The sequence below is a fragment of the Devosia geojensis genome (assembly GCF_000969415.1).
In the GTDB taxonomy this organism is placed as follows: domain Bacteria; phylum Pseudomonadota; class Alphaproteobacteria; order Rhizobiales; family Devosiaceae; genus Devosia; species Devosia geojensis.
Genome location: NZ_JZEX01000147.1, coordinates 1 through 15,438, shown reverse-complemented (window position 1 = coordinate 15,438; position 15,438 = coordinate 1). Strand labels below are relative to the sequence as shown.

Sequence of the window (15,438 nt, the reverse complement as noted above, 5' to 3'; positions counted from 1 at the left end):
ATCAAGCGCCGCGACCATGAACCCGTGAGCCGAATTTGGCAAGTCTTGGATCGGCCCGATCTTGCCGGGTCGATTCGGGTTCTGCTCGCATCGCCTTGAGAACTCAGGCGGTTTTAAGCGTGAAGTTGGGCGCGCTGCGCTCGTTGATCGGCAGGTGCACGGCCGCTGAAGCCAGGCCGAGCAGAATGCCGAGATACCAGACGAGGCTGTAGGAGCCGGTCTGGTCGTAGACGACGCCGCCGAGCCAGACACCGACGAACGAACCCACCTGATGCGACAGGAACGCGATGCCATAGAGCATGCCGAGATAGCGCGCTCCGAAGAAGAGGCCGACGAGGCCGGCCGTGAGCGGCACCGTCGAGAGCCAGAGGAGGCCCATGGCGGCGGCGAAGGCGTAGGCGGTGAACTCGCTGACGGGGACCAGCAGGAAGAGCCCGATGGCGACGGCGCGGGAGAAATAGATGGCCGAGAGCAGGATCTGCTTGGGGAAGCGTCCGCCCAGGTAACCGGAGAGCAGTGAGCCGGCGATGTTGAAGAGGCCGATGACCGCGATGGTCCAGCTGCCGACCTCCGGCGTCAGGCCGCACTGGACGAGATAGGCGGGCATGTGGACGTTGATGAACGCCAGGTGGAAGCCGCAGACGAAGAAGCCGATGACGAGAAGTCGGTAGGACCGATAGCCCCATGCCTTCGACAGGGCTTCCATGAACGGCAGGTCCGCCTCGCCGGCAACGCTCTCTGCGCGGCCGCGCAGGGCTGCCGAGAGCGGCACGATGAGCAGCAGCAGGCAGGCGATGTAGACGAGGGCCATCTGCCAGCCGAAGGCGGAGATGAAGCCCTGGCCGACGGGGGCGAATATGAACTGGCCGGCCGAAGAGGCGGCGGTCGCGATGCCGAAGACGAAGCTGCGCTTCTCGGGCGGCACGACCCGGCCGAAGGCGGCCATGACGACGCCGAAGGAGGCGATGGCGATGCCGACGCCGGTAACGATGCCGGCTGACAGGTACATGATCTCGGCGTTGGGGGTAAAGGCCATCCACAGCACGCCAGCCGCATAGATGAGCCCGCCGACCGCGAGGGTCCGGCCGGTGCCGTAGCGATCGGCAAACCCGCCGGCGAAGGGCTGGGCGATGCCCCAGGCGAGGTTCTGGATGGCCATGGCCATGCCCCACTGCTCGCGGGTGAGGCCGAGGTCTTCGGTAACGGGCAGGGTGAAGAGGCCGAAGGCGCCACGAGTGCCGAAACCAATGGCCGCGATGATGCAGCCGGCAATGATGATCAGCGCGAGCGGGATAGCCGGCTGGCGGGTGGCAGTGATCGTGGTCATGGGCGTCGTCCGAAGCTGGACGTCCTGTCTACGCCCGGCGGTCCATAAGCGACAGTGAAATTATCTGATGAAGCCATCACGGACGCGAATGGGTGCGGCATATTGCGGCTGCGATGTGGCTGTCGATTGACGCGGGCGCAGCGGGGCGCAAGAAGGAGCCACTGCAACCGATTTCCGGCAAGTCCCTTGATCCGCCATATCGTTTTCTTCACCGCCAAGGACCCGGCGACGATCGACACCATGATCGGCGAACTCGAGGCGCTCGGTACGATCCCGGGCGTTTCCCGCTTCGAGACGACGCGGAATTCCAAGATCGACCAGATTTCCAACGAGGTCGACGTCGTCGTCTATGCCGAGTTCGCCGACGAGGCTGCGCTGAAGGCCTACAAGGCGCATCCGACTTATGCCGAGACGACCCGCCGCGTGCGCCCGATGCGCGAGCTGAGGCTTTCAGCGGATTTCCCGGCCCACAAATGACAACGCCGCGCCCGGCAGGCGCGGCGTGGGAATGAACGGTCCGGGATCAGGCCGTCTGGCGGACGGCGATGCCCTTGCCTTCGAGGAAGCTCTGCAGCTCGCCGCTCTGGAACATCTCGCGGGCGATGTCGGCCCCGCCGACGAATTCGCCCTTGACGTAGAGCTGAGGAATGGTCGGCCAGTTGGAATAGGCCTTGATGCCTTCGCGCAGTTCCGGATCCTCCAGAACGTTGGCGCTGTCGTACTCGACGCCGAGATAGTTGAGGATCTGCACGACCTGGCCGGAGAAGCCGCACTGCGGGAAATCCGGCGTGCCCTTCATGAAGAGGAACACGTCGTTGGTCTTCACCTTCTCGTCAATGAAGGCATTGATGTCGGTCATTGGAAGAGCCTTTCAATTGTCCGGGGTCAAGGGCCAGACACTGTTCAGTCCTAAATAGTGCAGCGATGCCGGCCTGTCGAGGGTACCATCGGCATCAGGCGATGATCTTTTCGAGGTTGGCGGCCGATATGACGAGGCCGCCACGGCTGGTGAACTCGGTACGGCCGATCTCAGCGTAACCGCAAGATCGGTAGAACGGCACGGCCGACAGGCTTGCCCGGATCGCGATGCGCCGGTGCCCGGCCGCGATGATCGCCGCCTCGGCGCGCTCCAGCAGCGTGCGGCCGATGCCGTTGCCCTGATGGTCTGGGTGGACATAGAGGCCGCACACCTCCGCGTTCTTTCGTCCGCAGAATGCGATGGCGGTATCACTTCCGTTCACCGCAACCTCGATGATTTCGCCGCCTGCCACGGCCTTGGCATAGCCTTCGTTCGTCAGCCCGTACGCCCAACTTTGCCGTTGGGCGGAGCTGTAGAATTGCTCCGGTATCGCCAGGATCGCGCACGGTGCAGATCGGCGAGCGCCGCGCCGTCAGCCAGCCGGAACGATCGTATCGCGATTGCGGGCACTTCCGGATTCTCTCAGGTTCGCGGCGATCCAGGGATGCGTGGTGAAGTCTTCGAGGTCGTTGAACAGCGCCGCGTCCCAGCCGAAGGCGCGGGCCGCTTCGACGACTTCCCTTGAGTCATCGAAGAGCAGAGGAGGACCGTCGCATGCCGTCAGGTGGCGGGCGGCCCGCTCATAGAACAGCGGGTCGGGTTTGGCGGCGCCGAGGCGGGCGGCATAGAGCATGTCGTCGAAGACATGCCCGAGGCGAAGCTCGCGCCAGAGATAGGCGGCGCGCAGGTGTTCCTGGTTGGTCGCAACGAACACGCGCACGTCCGCCGAACGGTGCAGGCGCGTGACCTCCTCTATGAGGGCGTAGTTCACGTGAGTGTCGCGCTCGAGCCAGTACTCGATGAACCGCAGGGTCGAGCCGGTGTAGCCGACCGTCGGCAGGAACGTATCCAGTGCGTCGACGAGGGAGTGCTGGCCCGTGATGACCGGCATGAATTCGGTTCGGAAGAAGGCCTGGAGGCGCGCGGGATCCACGCCGAGATCCGAGAGAAGGTGCTCATCCCAAAGACGGCGGCGCTTGGCATCCGGGTGAAAACGGCTATGCACGAGGACGCCGTCGACGTCGAAAAGGATGGCTCGAGTCATGAGCTACCGCTGCCGGATCGTGTGGGAAGCGCCAAGTCCGTTCAGGACTTCGGGCGGAATGTTCAAGTCCCGAATCACCTCCGCGTGGCGCCTGAAGCCGCAGAGTTCGCGCTGGACGAAGTATTGCCAGACGGCCTTCTGTGCCTCGGCGAGCCTGACTGCGCGATCGCCGGCGGCGGGGGCGAGGGCGGCGATGGTCTTGATGACCTGCCGCTCGGCCTCGCCGAGCGAGGAGGCGCGTTCGGCCATGATCTCGTGATCGAGCATGGCCGTCCCGGCTTCGGGACGAACGGTCCTTATTAGGTCGAGGGAGTCCTTGAGAGACACCGGATCAATCGGGCGCGCTGGTCTGGAGGGCGAGGGCGTGGAGTGCGCCGCCCATGTCGCCCTGGAGGGCCGCATAGACGAGCTGGTGCTGCTGCACGCGCGACTTGCCGCGGAACTGCTCGGACTTCACCGAGGCGGCATAGTGGTCGCCGTCACCGGCGAGATCCCGAATCTCGATCTCGGCGTCGGGGAGGGCGGACTTGATCCGGCGTTCGATTTCGCTCGCATCCATCGGCATGGCTCACCTCCTGCAAACCGCATTCACTCGATTGATATGGCATGCGGGCAGGCCACCTTCAATACAAAGGCTTGCTATTGGGCAGGCGCGAGCGGCTCCTCGGCTGGCTCTGCGCCTATGCAGCACTCTGCATCTGAGCGAGTGGAGAAGTTGGCGATGATGAAATCGACGATCGGTCGGGCGTTGTCGGCCACGTCGGTGGCATAGATGCAGTCGAGCGCGTAGCCGCGACTGGCGTCCACCGCCTCGGCGTGAACGAGGGTGATGGGAACGTCCATGGGCGAATCCTCGCTCTCGCCCTCATAGATCAGCGCCTCGCCGTTCTGGTACGGGCGCACCGTGGTTCCGGTGATGGCGAAGCCGGGGAAGGTTTCCGCCCATTTGTCGGCCGCCGAGTCGGCATCGAAGTTTTCGAGGGCGCCTTGCGGCGTCCAGCCGGTGGCTTCGATGGCGATGATGTTGAGCTCGCACTGGAGCGGGGCATCCGGGTGGTTGATCGTCAGCGGGTCGGGTCCGCCGCCGGAGGCGATCATGGCGCCGGGATAGATCAGGGTATAGGGCTGGTTGTCGAAGATGCCGCGGGTGATGTTGAGGCTCTGGGCATTGGCGGCAGCCGGCACCGCGAGCGCGGCGGCCAGCACGACGCCGCCTATGCGACGGCGAAACTTCATTCTCGTCTCCACAATAATCCCCGCCGCTTCTTTTCGTCACCAAACTCGGGCGATGATAAGGCGTTGGCGGGGGACGAGGATATGAGTATTCGCCGCCGCGCTCGTTTCGAGCTCGGTTGTCCTCAGCTTATCGTGCCGGCCATGTAGGCGGGGAACCAGCTCTCGTGTGCAGCCCGCAGTTCCGTGACCGGCACCGGACGGGCGCTGCCGAGCACGAGGTTCGTGCCGCCGGTGGTGCCGATCCAGGGCACGAAGATACCGTGAGCGGCGCCTTCGTTGAGGAGGTCGTGGAAGGCCTCGCCCTGCGGATCGAGCGCGACGGTCACGAGATAGCGGCCCTGGTCCTCGCCGAAGAAGACGGGAATCGGATCGTAGCCATCAAGTTGACTGACGGTGGCGCCGATGCCGGAAGCCATGGCCATCTCGGCAAGGCCGACCGCCAGGCCGCCGTCGGAAAGATCATGCACCGCCGTCGCGACGCCATTGCGGATGAGGCCGCGCACGAAGTCGCCGACCTTCTTCTCGTGGATGAGGTCGACGAGCGGAGCGGGGCCGTCCTTGCGACCGAAGAGATCGCGCAGGTAGATCGACTGGCCGAGATGCGTGCCCCAGGCGGGCGGCGCCCCCACCAGCAGGATCGGCTGGTTCTCGGCGGCAAAGCCGGTACGCGCCATGCGCGACCAATCGGGGATGAGGCCGACGCCTCCGATGGTCGGTGTCGGCAGGATGCCGCGTCCGTTGGTCTCGTTGTAGAGCGAGACGTTGCCCGAGACGATCGGGAACTCCAGCACGCGGCAGGCTTCGCCGATGCCCTCGATGGCGCGCACGAGCTGACCCATGATCTCGGGACGCTCAGGATTGCCGAAATTGAGGTTATCGGTTGCAGCGAGGGGGTCGGCGCCGGTGGCGGTGAGGTTGCGCCAGCATTCGGCGACGGCCTGCTTGCCGCCCTCGTAGGGGTCGGCTTCGCAATAGCGCGGCGTCACGTCCGAGGAGAAGGCCAGGGCCTTGGTCGGGTGACCCTCGACCCGGACGACGCCGGCGTCGCCGCCCGGCGTCTGCAGCGAGTTGCCCTGGATGAGCGTGTCGTACTGTTCGTAGACCCAGCGGCGGGACGAAAGGTGATGGTTGCCGAGAAGCTGGCGGAGCGCGTCGGCCACGTCCATCTGCGGGATGTCGTCGGCCGCGAGCGGAATCGGCGGCTGCGGAGCGACCCAGGGGCGGTCGTATTCGGGGGCCTGGTCGCCCAGGTCCTTGATCGGCAGGTTGGCGACCTCGTCGCCATGCCAGCGCACGCGGAAGCGCAGGTCGTCGGTGGTGCGGCCGACGGTGGCGAAATCGAGTTCCCACTTCTCGAAGATGGCGCGGGCGGTGTCCTCCTTGTCGGGGGAGAGGACCATCAGCATGCGCTCCTGACTTTCGGAGAGCATCATCTCGTAAGGGGTCATCGCCTCTTCGCGCACGGGCACCTTGTCGAGGTCGAGCTCGATGCCGAGGTCGCCCTTGGCGCCCATCTCGACGGCCGAGCAGGTGAGGCCCGCAGCGCCCATGTCCTGGATGGCGATGACGGCGCCCGTCGCCATCAGCTCGAGGCAGGCCTCGAGCAGGCGCTTTTCGGTGAAGGGGTCGCCGACCTGCACGGTCGGGCGCTTCTCCTCGATGTCGTCGCCGAACTCGGCCGAGGCCATGGTGGCGCCGCCGACGCCGTCTCGGCCGGTCTTGGCGCCGAGATAGACGACTGGCAGGCCGACGCCTTCCGCCTTGGAATAGAAGATCTTGTCGGTGTCGGCGAGGCCGGCGGCGAAGGCGTTGACGAGAATGTTGCCGTTATAGCGCGGGTCGAACTCGACCTCGCCGCCGACCGTCGGCACGCCGAAGGAATTGCCGTAGCCGCCAACGCCCGCGACGACGCCGGAGACGAGGTGGCGGGTCTTTTCATGCTCGGGCGCGCCAAAGCGCAGCGCATTCATGGCGGCGATGGGGCGCGCGCCCATGGTGAAGACGTCTCGCAGGATGCCGCCGACGCCCGTCGCCGCGCCTTGGTAGGGCTCGATGTAGGAGGGGTGGTTGTGGGACTCCATCTTGAAGACCACCGCCTGCCCGTCGCCGATGTCGACGACGCCGGCGTTCTCGCCCGGCCCCTGGATGATGCGCGGCCCCTGCGTCGGGAGCGTGCGCAGCCAGCGCTTCGATGATTTGTACGAGCAATGCTCGTTCCACATCGCCGAGAAGATTCCGAGCTCGGTGAAGGTCGGCTCGCGTCCGATGAGATCGAGAATCTTCTGGTACTCGTCGGGCTTGAGGCCATGGTCGGCGACGAGCTGAGGGGTGATGGCAATGTCGTTGGGGATGGTCATCGGGTGGCGGTTCCGTGGGGCGGTTCCGGATTGTACTTCAACTGGAGGTGGCTGGTCATTCGGCTATCGCCTGCCGTCCGGCGAGCAGGCGGTCAACGGCGATGACCAGCATGGACCCGACCGCGAGGAAAGCGGCGATGAAGAGAGCGTTGACGACGACGGCGCCGTAGCCGAGCTCATTTGCCGCCAGGACCGGGTAGGGGTATTCGCCAACGACCGCGCCGCGCGCCAGCACCCACAGGAAGTAGACGAGGGTGGGCAGCAGCATCGCCGGGATGTCGGTGTAGCCGAGCTCGCCGTGACGATGCGCGAAAAGCCACCAGACGAGATAGAGGATGGGAGTCACATAGTGGAGGGTGACGTCGGCGACGCGGAAAAGGCCCTCGGGGTCCCAGAGATCGGCGAGCAGCAGATGGTAGAAGCCGCAGACAAGGACCATCACCGCGACCATCATGGCGCGGACGACCGGGCTGCGGAACGGGCGCAGCCAGCCGATCGCCGTCACCTGCGACAGGTAGATCAGCACCAGGGCGATGTTGGTGAGGATCGTATAGAACGAGAAAAAGGTAATGAGCGCGTCCGGCAGCCAACGGCCGGCGGCGAGATAGGACGGGATGCTGATGGCGAATTGCAGCACGAGGCCGAAGGCGCCGACGAGGAGCCCGAGATAGGTCAGGAGCTTCGGCACGCCTATCGTCATGCCGCCGCTTCGAGCAGACCCGAAAAGAGTGCGCGGCCGTCGCTGCCGCCATGGGCGCTCTCGATAAGGTTCTCCGGATGCGGCATCAGGCCCAGCACGTTCTTGGTCTCGTTGAAGACACCGGCGATGTCGTTGATCGAACCGTTGGGGTTGGTGCCGTCGGCGTAGCGGAAGGCGACCTGGCCGTTGCCCTCGACGCGCGCGAGGGTTTCCGGATCGGCGAAGTAGTTGCCGTCGTGGTGGGCGACAGGGCAGCGGATGACCTGGCCGGAGATGTAGCCGCGGGTGAAGGCGGTGTCGGCGTTGGCGACCTCGAGCTTGACCTGCCGGCAGACGAACCGCAGCGAGGCGTTGCGCATGAGGACGCCGGGGAGCAGACCGGCTTCGGTGAGGATTTGGAAGCCGTTGCAGACGCCCAGCACTTTGACGCCCTGCGCGGCGCGGTCGCGGATCAAATCCATAATTGGCGAGCGGGCGGCGATAGCACCGGCGCGAAGGTAATCGCCATAGGAGAAGCCGCCGGGGATGACGATGAGGTCGACGTCCGGGATCGTCTCGTCCTGATGCCAGACGACGGCGGGCTTCACGCCGCCGATCTTGGTCAGGGCGGCGATCATGTCGGAATCGCGATTGAGGCCGGGGAACACGACGACGGCGGACTTCATCGCACTGGTCCTTGGAATGTAGGGCTCAAGGACCGTCTTCTTGGCGATGTCGCCACAAAAGGCAAGGGGCGAGATGCAATATCTCGCCCATTGTTGCCGGTTCTATTCGGCCGGAGTCTTGACGGCATTTGCCGGGTAGCTGCGGGAACCCGGCGTTCCCGGAATATGCGCCCAAGCCGGCCGCTCGAAGAGGAAGCGGCCCCAGCCGGTGCGCTCGATGAGCCAATAGAGCACCAGCGGGCTAATGACGGCGCTCGCCATGACGAGGATGCTGAGGACGCTCGTGTCGTCGATGACGCCGAGGCGTACCAGTATTTCGCGCGTGACCGCCATGGGCAGGGCGAAGGCCAGATAGACGACAATGGACCTGGCGCCGAGCCAGCGCAGCCATTCCATGAACGGCAGGCGCGAGAGCAGGACGGCGATGACGCAAAGCGCGACGGACCCGACGAGCGCCAGCACGAGCCGCACGCCCGGCAGGCCCGCAATCCCCATGACGCTGCCCGCCGGCTCCACGGCAAAGCCGGGCGAGAACACGAGGCCGGTATTGATGGCGGCCCAGGCCGCAAGCCCGATGCAGGCCAGGCCGATATTCTCGGCCGCCCAGCCGGCGAGGCGGAAGATCAGCGGCGCGAGGGCGTAGCCGGCATAGAAATAGACGAAGTACTCGGCGAACTGGTCAACGGCATAAAGGCCGGTTTCGATAGGCGCGATCTGCAGTACGGCGCCGGCGGCGAGCACGGCCCAGTGCGGTATGCGCCAGTCATGGACGAGCTTGGTGGCGGCGCTGAACACGGCGAGCATGTAGATGAACCACAACACGCCATAGGGCTGGATCACCGCCCAGGCGAGATAGCTCGCGGCGGTCGCCGGATCGCCGGCGCCGAGGCCGACCTTGAAGACGATGTGGATGACCGCCCAGAGGGCGTAGAAATAGAGGTAGTGCACGACGCGACGGTCGGCGAAGCGCGGCCAGTCGCGGCCGATGACGCTGGCGAGGAAGAGGCCGGAGATCAGGAAGAACTCGGGCATGCGGAAGGGTGTCGCCCAGGCGATGATCCAATGCAGGACGCCCGTGCCGCCGGTGGCTTCACCCACGCCATAAGCGGAATGCATCATCACGACCAGAAGGATCGAGAGACCCTTGGCCGTATCCACCCAATCCAGGCGCTGGCTCTTGTCCGACATGCCCCACACTCCACCTGCAAACCTGCGGCCCTAGATAGCCGAGTTTGGCCCGCACGTGGATAAGTGAGTTTGCGCAGGATTAAGAAAAATACTTAACCGATAAAGGTTTAGTCAAATGCCGGCCTCTCAGGTCGGCACCGAAGCGTAGGCTGCAAAGAGCAGGCACATCGAAGCAAAGAAGAGAACCGAAAGCGAGATTTTGGTCAGCATCGTAGGTCCCGGCGCGTAGTCAGCGCGAGTTTCCAGTGTGGCACGAAGGAGTTAACTAATTGAGGATTTCGATCGCGTAGTTTTCGATCACGGTGTTGGCAAGAAGCTTCTCGCACATTTCGCTGATCGAGGCGCGGGCCTCCTCTTCGTTGCTGCCGTCGAAAGCAAGGTCGAAGACCTTGCCCTGACGTACGGATGTCACTCCGGAAAAGCCGAGTCCCTTGAGGGAACCTTCGATGGCCTGGCCCTGCGGATCGAGGACGCCGGTCTTGAGGGTGACGGTGACGCGCGCTTTCATCGGTGCCTTTAAATACTACTGGACGAGACGGGGACCGGTGGTGAGGGCGTTTTCGGCCTCCACCAGGATGCCGAGGCGCTGGGCGACCTCCCGATAGGCATCGACGAGGCCGCCGAGGTCCTCGCGGAAGCGGTCCTTGTCGAGCTTGTTGCGGGTCTTGATGTCCCACAGGCGGCAGTTGTCCGGCGAGATCTCGTCGGCGAGCACGATGCGCATCATGTCGCCCTCATAGAGTCGGCCGACCTCGATCTTGAAGTCGACGAGCTGGATGCCGACGCCCATGAACAGGCCGGAGAGGAAATCGTTGACGCGGATGGCGAGCGACATGATGTCGTCGAGCTCCTGGGGCGTCGCCCAGCCGAAGGCGGTGATGTGCTCTTCGGAAACCATCGGATCGTTGAGGGCGTCGTCCTTGTAGCAGAACTCGATGATCGAGCGGGGCAGCTGCGTGCCGGGCTCGAGGCCGAGGCGTTTGACCAGCGAACCGGCGGCGACGTTGCGCACGATGATCTCGAGCGGGATGATCTCGACTTCCTTGATCAGCTGCTCGCGCATGTTGATGCGGCGGATGAAATGAGTCGGGATGCCGAGCCCGTTGAGCTTGCTGAAAATGAACTCGGAAATACGGTTGTTGAGCACGCCCTTGCCGTCGATGACGTCGTGCTTGGCGCCGTTGCCGGCGGTGGCGTCGTCCTTGAAGTACTGAACCAGGGTGCCGGGCTCGGGACCCTCGAATAGGATCTTGGCCTTGCCTTCATAGATTCTGCGACGACGGTTCATAGTGCTCTGCCGATACCGATGAAGGGAGTGTTGGAGAATTGGGCCGCTTCATGCGCCAGAACGGGACAGAAAAGCAAGTCCTTTCGCTGGGCGGCCCGCAGGCCGGCGGAGCCCGCGCGACTCGCCATCGGGCCCATTATGCCGCACGGTGCGGCATCGTGGATATCTCGCGTGGCGTTGATTTGGGGTGGCGAACCCTCTATGTCCAGAGCCGACAGGCAAGCGGCTAACGGGAGAGACAGAGTGTCGGGATTCGAAGATCGCAAGAAGGGCCAGGAAGCCAAGTTCGCGCTGGACGCGGAGCTTTTGTTCAAGGCGGAAGCGCGGCGCAACAAGCTGCTCGGTATCTGGGCGGCCGAACTGATGGGGCTGACCGGTGATGAGGCGAGCGCTTATGCCGCCGAAGTGGTGGCGGCCGATTTCGCCAAGCCGGGCGACAGCGACGTGTTCGAGAAGGTCTCGTCCGACCTCAAGGCCAAGGGCGTCGCCGTCGATGACGCGGCGATTCGCTCGAAGATGGATCAGCTCGCCGAGGTCGCCCGCGAACAGGTGGTGGCCGAGGGCTGACTGCAGTTCGGCGATCGCGTTTCGAAGGCCGGTCCTTGGGGCCGGCCTTTTCATTCGCGCCCGGCGCGGGTGGCCATTCCGATCGAAGCGGGCATGACGGGCTCGAAGCCGTATTTGGCATAGAGGTGGCGCGCGTCGCCGTCGGCGATGAGGCTGACATAGGCGCCGGCCGGGGCATTGGCGTGGAGATGGTCCATCAGCGCGCCCATGATGCGCTTGCCGAGGCCCTTGCCCTGGTGCGCCGGCTCGACGGCGATGTCGACGATCTGGAACGCGGTGCCGCCATCGCCGATGACGCGGCCCATGCCGATGGCGCGGCCTTCATAAAGGACGGTCACGCCGAACCAGGTGTTGGGCAGGCCCGTGCGCGCCGAGTCCTCGGACTTGGGGCTGAGCCCCGCCTCGACGCGCAGCCGGCGGTAGTCGTCGACGCCCGGAGTGGCCGGGACGAGGGTATAGGCTTCGCTCATAGCCGCTGCATCAGCCGGGTGAACATGAGGAGGCCCTCCGGCCACGGGCCGTGGCCCGACTGGAGGTTGATGTGGCCGGCATCGCCCGCCACGTGGAAGTCCGAGCCCCAGCAGGAGGCGAACTCGGCGGCGCGCTCGAGGCTGCAATAGGGATCGGTGGCCGAGGCGACGAGCATGGACGGGAACGGGAAGGGATCGCGGGGGATCGGCGCGAACGGGGCGGTCTCGCGCGGCACGTCGCGGTTCATCTCGATGTCGGGAGCCGAAACGAGGAACGCGCCGCGCACCTTGGTATCGACCAGGCGCTGCGCGGTGTGGGCGAGGGCGATCACGGCGAGCGAATGGGCGATGACGATGACCGGACGCGTTGCCATCAGGATCTCGCGATGAATGGCGTCGACCCAATCCTCGAGCTGCGGCTCGTCCCACTCGTCCTGATCGACGAAGCGGGCATTGGGCAGCCGCTCGCCCCAGCGGCGCTGCCAGTGGCCATAGCCGGAATTGCCGAGGCCCGGCAGGATGAGGATGTCGGCTTCGGAAATTCTCACGTGCGTATCTCGCGGTCGAAATAGAAGGCCGGCATCTCGCCCATGCCGATCTTTCGGTAGTACTCGACCGCCTCGGGATAGGCGACCAGCACGATCCCCATGCCGGGGCCGAGAAGGTCTTTGCACTTCCTGAGGAGCCCGGTGCCGATGCCCTTGCCCTGGTGCTCGGGATGAACCGCAAGGTCCGCCACGTAGCAGACCCATTCGCCGTCGGAGATGCCGCGGAGCACGCCCACGATCTTGCCGTCCTGACGCGCCGTCACGATCATGTTTGAGCCGGTCAGGATCCGGCGGACCCGTTCGACGTTCCCGACCGGCCGGCGCTCGGCCATGTAGGTCGATCCGACGACGGCAATATAGTCCTCGGCGCCGAGCGTCTGCTCCTGCGCGTAGACGATGGCGCTCATGACGCGGACCCGAACACGCGGCGGAAGATCGTCTCGACGTGCTTGAGATGATAGGCATCGTCGAACATGGCGTCGATTTCCGCATCGGACAGAATCACTTCCGGATCGTCCTTGAGGTTGCGCGCGAAGACGCCGGTGCGGTCGCCGCGCATTTCCCAGACCTTCATGGCATTGCGCTGGACGACGGCATAGCTCGCCTCGCGCGAGAGGCCGGCCTGGGTGAGAGCGAGCAGGACGCGCTGGGAATTGTGGAGGCCCCCGAGCAGGTCGAGGTTGCGCTGCATGTTCTCGGGATAGACGAGGAGCTTGTCGATGACGCCGGTGAGGCGGGCGAGGGCGAAGTCGAGCGTCACCGTGGCATCCGGGCCGATCATGCGCTCGACCGAGGAGTGCGAAATGTCGCGCTCGTGCCAGAGGGCGACGTTCTCGAGGGCAGGGGTGACCATGCCGCGCACGAGCCGGGCAAGGCCGGTGAGGTTCTCGGTCAGCACCGGATTGCGCTTGTGGGGCATGGCCGAGGAGCCCTTCTGGCCGGGCGAGAAATATTCCTCGGCCTCCAGCACCTCGGTGCGCTGCAGGTGGCGGATTTCGGTGGCGACGCGCTCGATGGAGGAGGCGATGACGCCGAGCGTTGCAAAGAACATCGCGTGGCGGTCGCGCGGGATGACCTGGGTCGAGACCGGCTCGACCGAAAGGCCGAGCTTTTGGGCGACGTATTCCTCGACGTAAGGGTCGATGTTGGCGAAGGTGCCGATGGCGCCGGAAATGGCGCAGGTCGCGATATCGGCGCGGGCGGCTTCGAGGCGAGTGCGGTTGCGGGAGAACTCGGCATAGGCCTCGGCGAGCTTGACGCCGAAGGTCGTCGGCTCGGCATGGATGCCGTGGCTGCGCCCGATGGTGATGGTCGCCTTGTGCTCGAAGGCGCGGCGCTTGAGGGCGGCGAGGAGGGCATCGATATCGGCCAGCAGGATGTCGGCGGCGCGGGTCAGCTGCACGGCAAGGGTCGTATCGAGCACGTCCGACGAGGTCATGCCCTGGTGGACGAAACGGGCTTCCGGTCCGACGATCTCGGAGAGGTGCGTCAGGAAGGCGATGACATCGTGCTTGGTCGTGCGCTCGATCTCGTCGATGCGCTCGACGTCGAAGGTCGCCTTGCTGCCCTTTTCCCAGATCACTTCGGCGGCCTCTTTCGGCACGACGCCGAGCTCGGCAAGAGCGGTGGTCGCGTGCGCCTCGATCTCGAACCAGATGCGGAAGCGCGTTTCCGCAGACCAGACGGCGACCATTTCGGGGCGGGAGTAGCGCGGAATCATCAGGTTAGGCTCGCTGGTTGAGAGTTTGAGTCCGCTTTAAGCACGGATCGTCGTCGCCGCATCGCGGAGGGCCTTGATGCGGGCGGCGTAGGTTGCGGGGTCGTTGCCGGCAAAGATCGAGGAGCCGGCAACGAGCAGGTCGGCGCCGGCGGCCGCGATCTCGCGGGCGTTGTCGGGACCGACGCCGCCATCGACCTCGAGGTCGATCGGCCGGGCGCCGATGAGGGCGCGGGCCTGGCGGAGCTTTTCGAGCGCGGCGGGGATGAAGCTCTGGCCGCCGAAGCCGGGGTTGACGCTCATGACGAGGACGAGGTCGATGTCGCCGATGACGTGCTCGAGGACGGAGACCGAGGTCGCCGGATTGACGGCGACGCCGGCGCGCTTGCCTTCGGCCCTGATCGCCTGGATCGAGCGATGCAGGTGCGGGCCGGCCTCGGCATGGACCGTGATGCCGTCGGCGCCCGCCCTGGCGAAGGCGGCGATGTAGGGATCGACGGGGGCGATCATCAGGTGGACGTCGAAGGGCTTGGCCGTCGCCTTGCGGATCGACTGCATGACGGTCGGACCGAAGCTGATGTTGGGAACGAAATGCCCGTCCATGATGTCGACGTGGATGACGTCGGCGCCGGCCGCGTCGATGGCGCGCACTTCCTCGGCAAGGCGCGCGAAATCGGCCGAGAGGATGGAAGGCGCGATACGGATCGGTCGCTGCGACATCTCTGGTTCCCTGTCTCGCCGGGCGTCAGCCTGCCATAGCCGCAAGGGGCTTTGCTCACAAGGGGTGGGGCAGAAATAGGCATGGCTGCGCCCCGCCCGGCCCTGCGGCCTCACGGTTCCTCCTCAAGTCTCCCGCCTTGCTGCGGGCTAACGGCGCGGGGCGGACTTGGCCTCGAACCTATCGATAAAAAAGAACGGGAGGCTTTCGCCCGCCCCGCGCATCCGGATGGTGGGTCTTTGCCGGTTGGATTACCGCCAGGGGCTTTCCGACCTGCCTTGACCCGCCAGGCCCACTAACGAGCCAGCCCCCCGTAGCTGGGGGTGACGGGCGCGGGGGCGGATGGCTACGTAGCCGCCTCCCGGCAAAACAGATGCGGAGGTAAGCCGCCCGGCTCGCTCCGGCTCGGGACCCTGCAGGGCGACCCCCGCTGACCCGGACCCTCCCGCCGGCGTTTCGTCGACACCGCGTCGTGCGGGAGGTGGGAGTGAGTATGGGGCAGGTGCGCGGGTGCGGGGATAAGTTCCCGCTTTCTCTGCCGGATCAACGGGTTGAGCACTGCCTCCCCTCCCCCTTGAGGGGAGGGGTCGGGGG

The 15,438-nt window shown here is 65.4% G+C and carries 20 protein-coding genes; 2 read left to right on the top strand and 18 right to left on the bottom strand.

The window, feature by feature from the left end:
- Positions 1–103 precede the first annotated feature (103 nt).
- Positions 104–1,327 carry an MFS transporter gene (locus VE25_RS17330; RefSeq protein ID WP_046109915.1) on the bottom strand — a complete coding sequence of 408 codons (1,224 nt, stop codon included), beginning with the start codon at positions 1,325–1,327 and terminating at the stop codon, positions 104–106.
- A gap of 186 nt (positions 1,328–1,513) precedes the next feature.
- Here VE25_RS17330 and VE25_RS17325 point away from each other — a divergent pair, with 186 nt between their 5' ends.
- Positions 1,514–1,804 (top strand): Dabb family protein, encoded by a 291-nt coding sequence (locus VE25_RS17325; RefSeq protein WP_046109914.1) that lies wholly within the window; start codon positions 1,514–1,516, stop codon positions 1,802–1,804.
- Positions 1,805–1,850: 46 nt separating this feature from the next.
- Here VE25_RS17325 and grxD read toward each other — a convergent pair whose 3' ends face one another.
- The 12 genes from grxD to purC form a co-directional block, all read right to left on the bottom strand.
- Positions 1,851–2,186: a Grx4 family monothiol glutaredoxin gene (gene grxD / locus VE25_RS17320; RefSeq protein WP_046109913.1), complete on the bottom strand. Its 336-nt coding sequence runs from the start codon at positions 2,184–2,186 to the stop codon at positions 1,851–1,853.
- Positions 2,187–2,280: 94 nt separating this feature from the next.
- A complete protein-coding gene (locus tag VE25_RS22025) occupies positions 2,281–2,676 on the bottom strand; it encodes a GNAT family N-acetyltransferase (RefSeq protein WP_280136845.1) in 396 nt (131 codons plus the stop codon).
- A 42-nt stretch (positions 2,677–2,718) separates the two neighbouring features.
- A complete protein-coding gene (locus tag VE25_RS17310; RefSeq protein ID WP_052732060.1) occupies positions 2,719–3,390 on the bottom strand; it encodes an HAD family hydrolase in 672 nt (223 codons plus the stop codon).
- A gap of 3 nt (positions 3,391–3,393) precedes the next feature.
- The gene (locus VE25_RS17305; protein WP_342019259.1) at positions 3,394–3,792 is read right to left on the bottom strand and encodes a DUF6665 family protein; all 399 of its coding nucleotides are present in this window, start codon (positions 3,790–3,792) and stop codon (positions 3,394–3,396) included.
- Complete coding sequence (locus VE25_RS17300) at positions 3,722–3,955, bottom strand: BolA family protein (protein ID WP_046109911.1); 234 nt, start codon at positions 3,953–3,955, stop codon at positions 3,722–3,724. Before VE25_RS17300 ends, VE25_RS17305 begins: the two co-directional genes overlap by 71 nt.
- A gap of 74 nt (positions 3,956–4,029) precedes the next feature.
- Positions 4,030–4,626 carry a hypothetical protein gene (locus tag VE25_RS17295; RefSeq protein WP_046109910.1) on the bottom strand — a complete coding sequence of 199 codons (597 nt, stop codon included), beginning with the start codon at positions 4,624–4,626 and terminating at the stop codon, positions 4,030–4,032.
- A 122-nt stretch (positions 4,627–4,748) separates the two neighbouring features.
- Complete coding sequence (gene purL / locus VE25_RS17290) at positions 4,749–6,983, bottom strand: phosphoribosylformylglycinamidine synthase subunit PurL (RefSeq protein WP_046109909.1); 2,235 nt, start codon at positions 6,981–6,983, stop codon at positions 4,749–4,751.
- Between the two features lie 55 nt (positions 6,984–7,038).
- The gene (locus VE25_RS17285; protein WP_046109908.1) at positions 7,039–7,683 is read right to left on the bottom strand and encodes a Pr6Pr family membrane protein; all 645 of its coding nucleotides are present in this window, start codon (positions 7,681–7,683) and stop codon (positions 7,039–7,041) included.
- A complete protein-coding gene (purQ, locus tag VE25_RS17280; protein ID WP_046109907.1) occupies positions 7,680–8,348 on the bottom strand; it encodes a phosphoribosylformylglycinamidine synthase subunit PurQ in 669 nt (222 codons plus the stop codon). The genes VE25_RS17285 and purQ overlap by 4 nt, the downstream gene beginning before the upstream one ends.
- A gap of 102 nt (positions 8,349–8,450) precedes the next feature.
- Positions 8,451–9,536 carry an acyltransferase family protein gene (locus VE25_RS17275; RefSeq protein WP_046109906.1) on the bottom strand — a complete coding sequence of 362 codons (1,086 nt, stop codon included), beginning with the start codon at positions 9,534–9,536 and terminating at the stop codon, positions 8,451–8,453.
- A 265-nt stretch (positions 9,537–9,801) separates the two neighbouring features.
- Complete coding sequence (purS, locus tag VE25_RS17270) at positions 9,802–10,044, bottom strand: phosphoribosylformylglycinamidine synthase subunit PurS (RefSeq protein WP_046109905.1); 243 nt, start codon at positions 10,042–10,044, stop codon at positions 9,802–9,804.
- Between the two features lie 15 nt (positions 10,045–10,059).
- Positions 10,060–10,824 carry a phosphoribosylaminoimidazolesuccinocarboxamide synthase gene (gene purC, locus VE25_RS17265; RefSeq protein ID WP_046109904.1) on the bottom strand — a complete coding sequence of 255 codons (765 nt, stop codon included), beginning with the start codon at positions 10,822–10,824 and terminating at the stop codon, positions 10,060–10,062.
- Positions 10,825–11,067: 243 nt separating this feature from the next.
- Between purC and VE25_RS17260 the strand changes: the two genes are divergently transcribed.
- Positions 11,068–11,391 (top strand): DUF1476 domain-containing protein, encoded by a 324-nt coding sequence (locus tag VE25_RS17260; protein ID WP_046109903.1) that lies wholly within the window; start codon positions 11,068–11,070, stop codon positions 11,389–11,391.
- 50 nt (positions 11,392–11,441) lie between these two features.
- On the opposite strand, the gene VE25_RS17255 is transcribed toward VE25_RS17260, so the two are convergent.
- Genes VE25_RS17255 through rpe form a run of 5 tightly spaced genes read right to left on the bottom strand, consistent with a single transcriptional unit; the run spans position 11,442 to position 14,846 of the window.
- A complete protein-coding gene (locus VE25_RS17255) occupies positions 11,442–11,861 on the bottom strand; it encodes a GNAT family N-acetyltransferase (protein WP_046109902.1) in 420 nt (139 codons plus the stop codon).
- Positions 11,858–12,409 (bottom strand): RBBP9/YdeN family alpha/beta hydrolase, encoded by a 552-nt coding sequence (locus tag VE25_RS17250; protein WP_046109901.1) that lies wholly within the window; start codon positions 12,407–12,409, stop codon positions 11,858–11,860. Before VE25_RS17250 ends, VE25_RS17255 begins: the two co-directional genes overlap by 4 nt.
- The gene (locus tag VE25_RS17245; RefSeq protein WP_046109900.1) at positions 12,406–12,816 is read right to left on the bottom strand and encodes a GNAT family N-acetyltransferase; all 411 of its coding nucleotides are present in this window, start codon (positions 12,814–12,816) and stop codon (positions 12,406–12,408) included. The genes VE25_RS17250 and VE25_RS17245 overlap by 4 nt, the downstream gene beginning before the upstream one ends.
- On the bottom strand, positions 12,813–14,129 hold the full coding sequence (purB, locus tag VE25_RS17240; RefSeq protein WP_046109899.1) for an adenylosuccinate lyase: 1,317 nt from the start codon (positions 14,127–14,129) through the stop codon (positions 12,813–12,815). The genes VE25_RS17245 and purB overlap by 4 nt, the downstream gene beginning before the upstream one ends.
- A gap of 36 nt (positions 14,130–14,165) precedes the next feature.
- Entirely contained in the window at positions 14,166–14,846 is a 681-nt protein-coding gene (rpe, locus tag VE25_RS17235; protein WP_046109898.1) for a ribulose-phosphate 3-epimerase, read from the bottom strand.
- Positions 14,847–15,438: the final 592 nt, after the last annotated feature.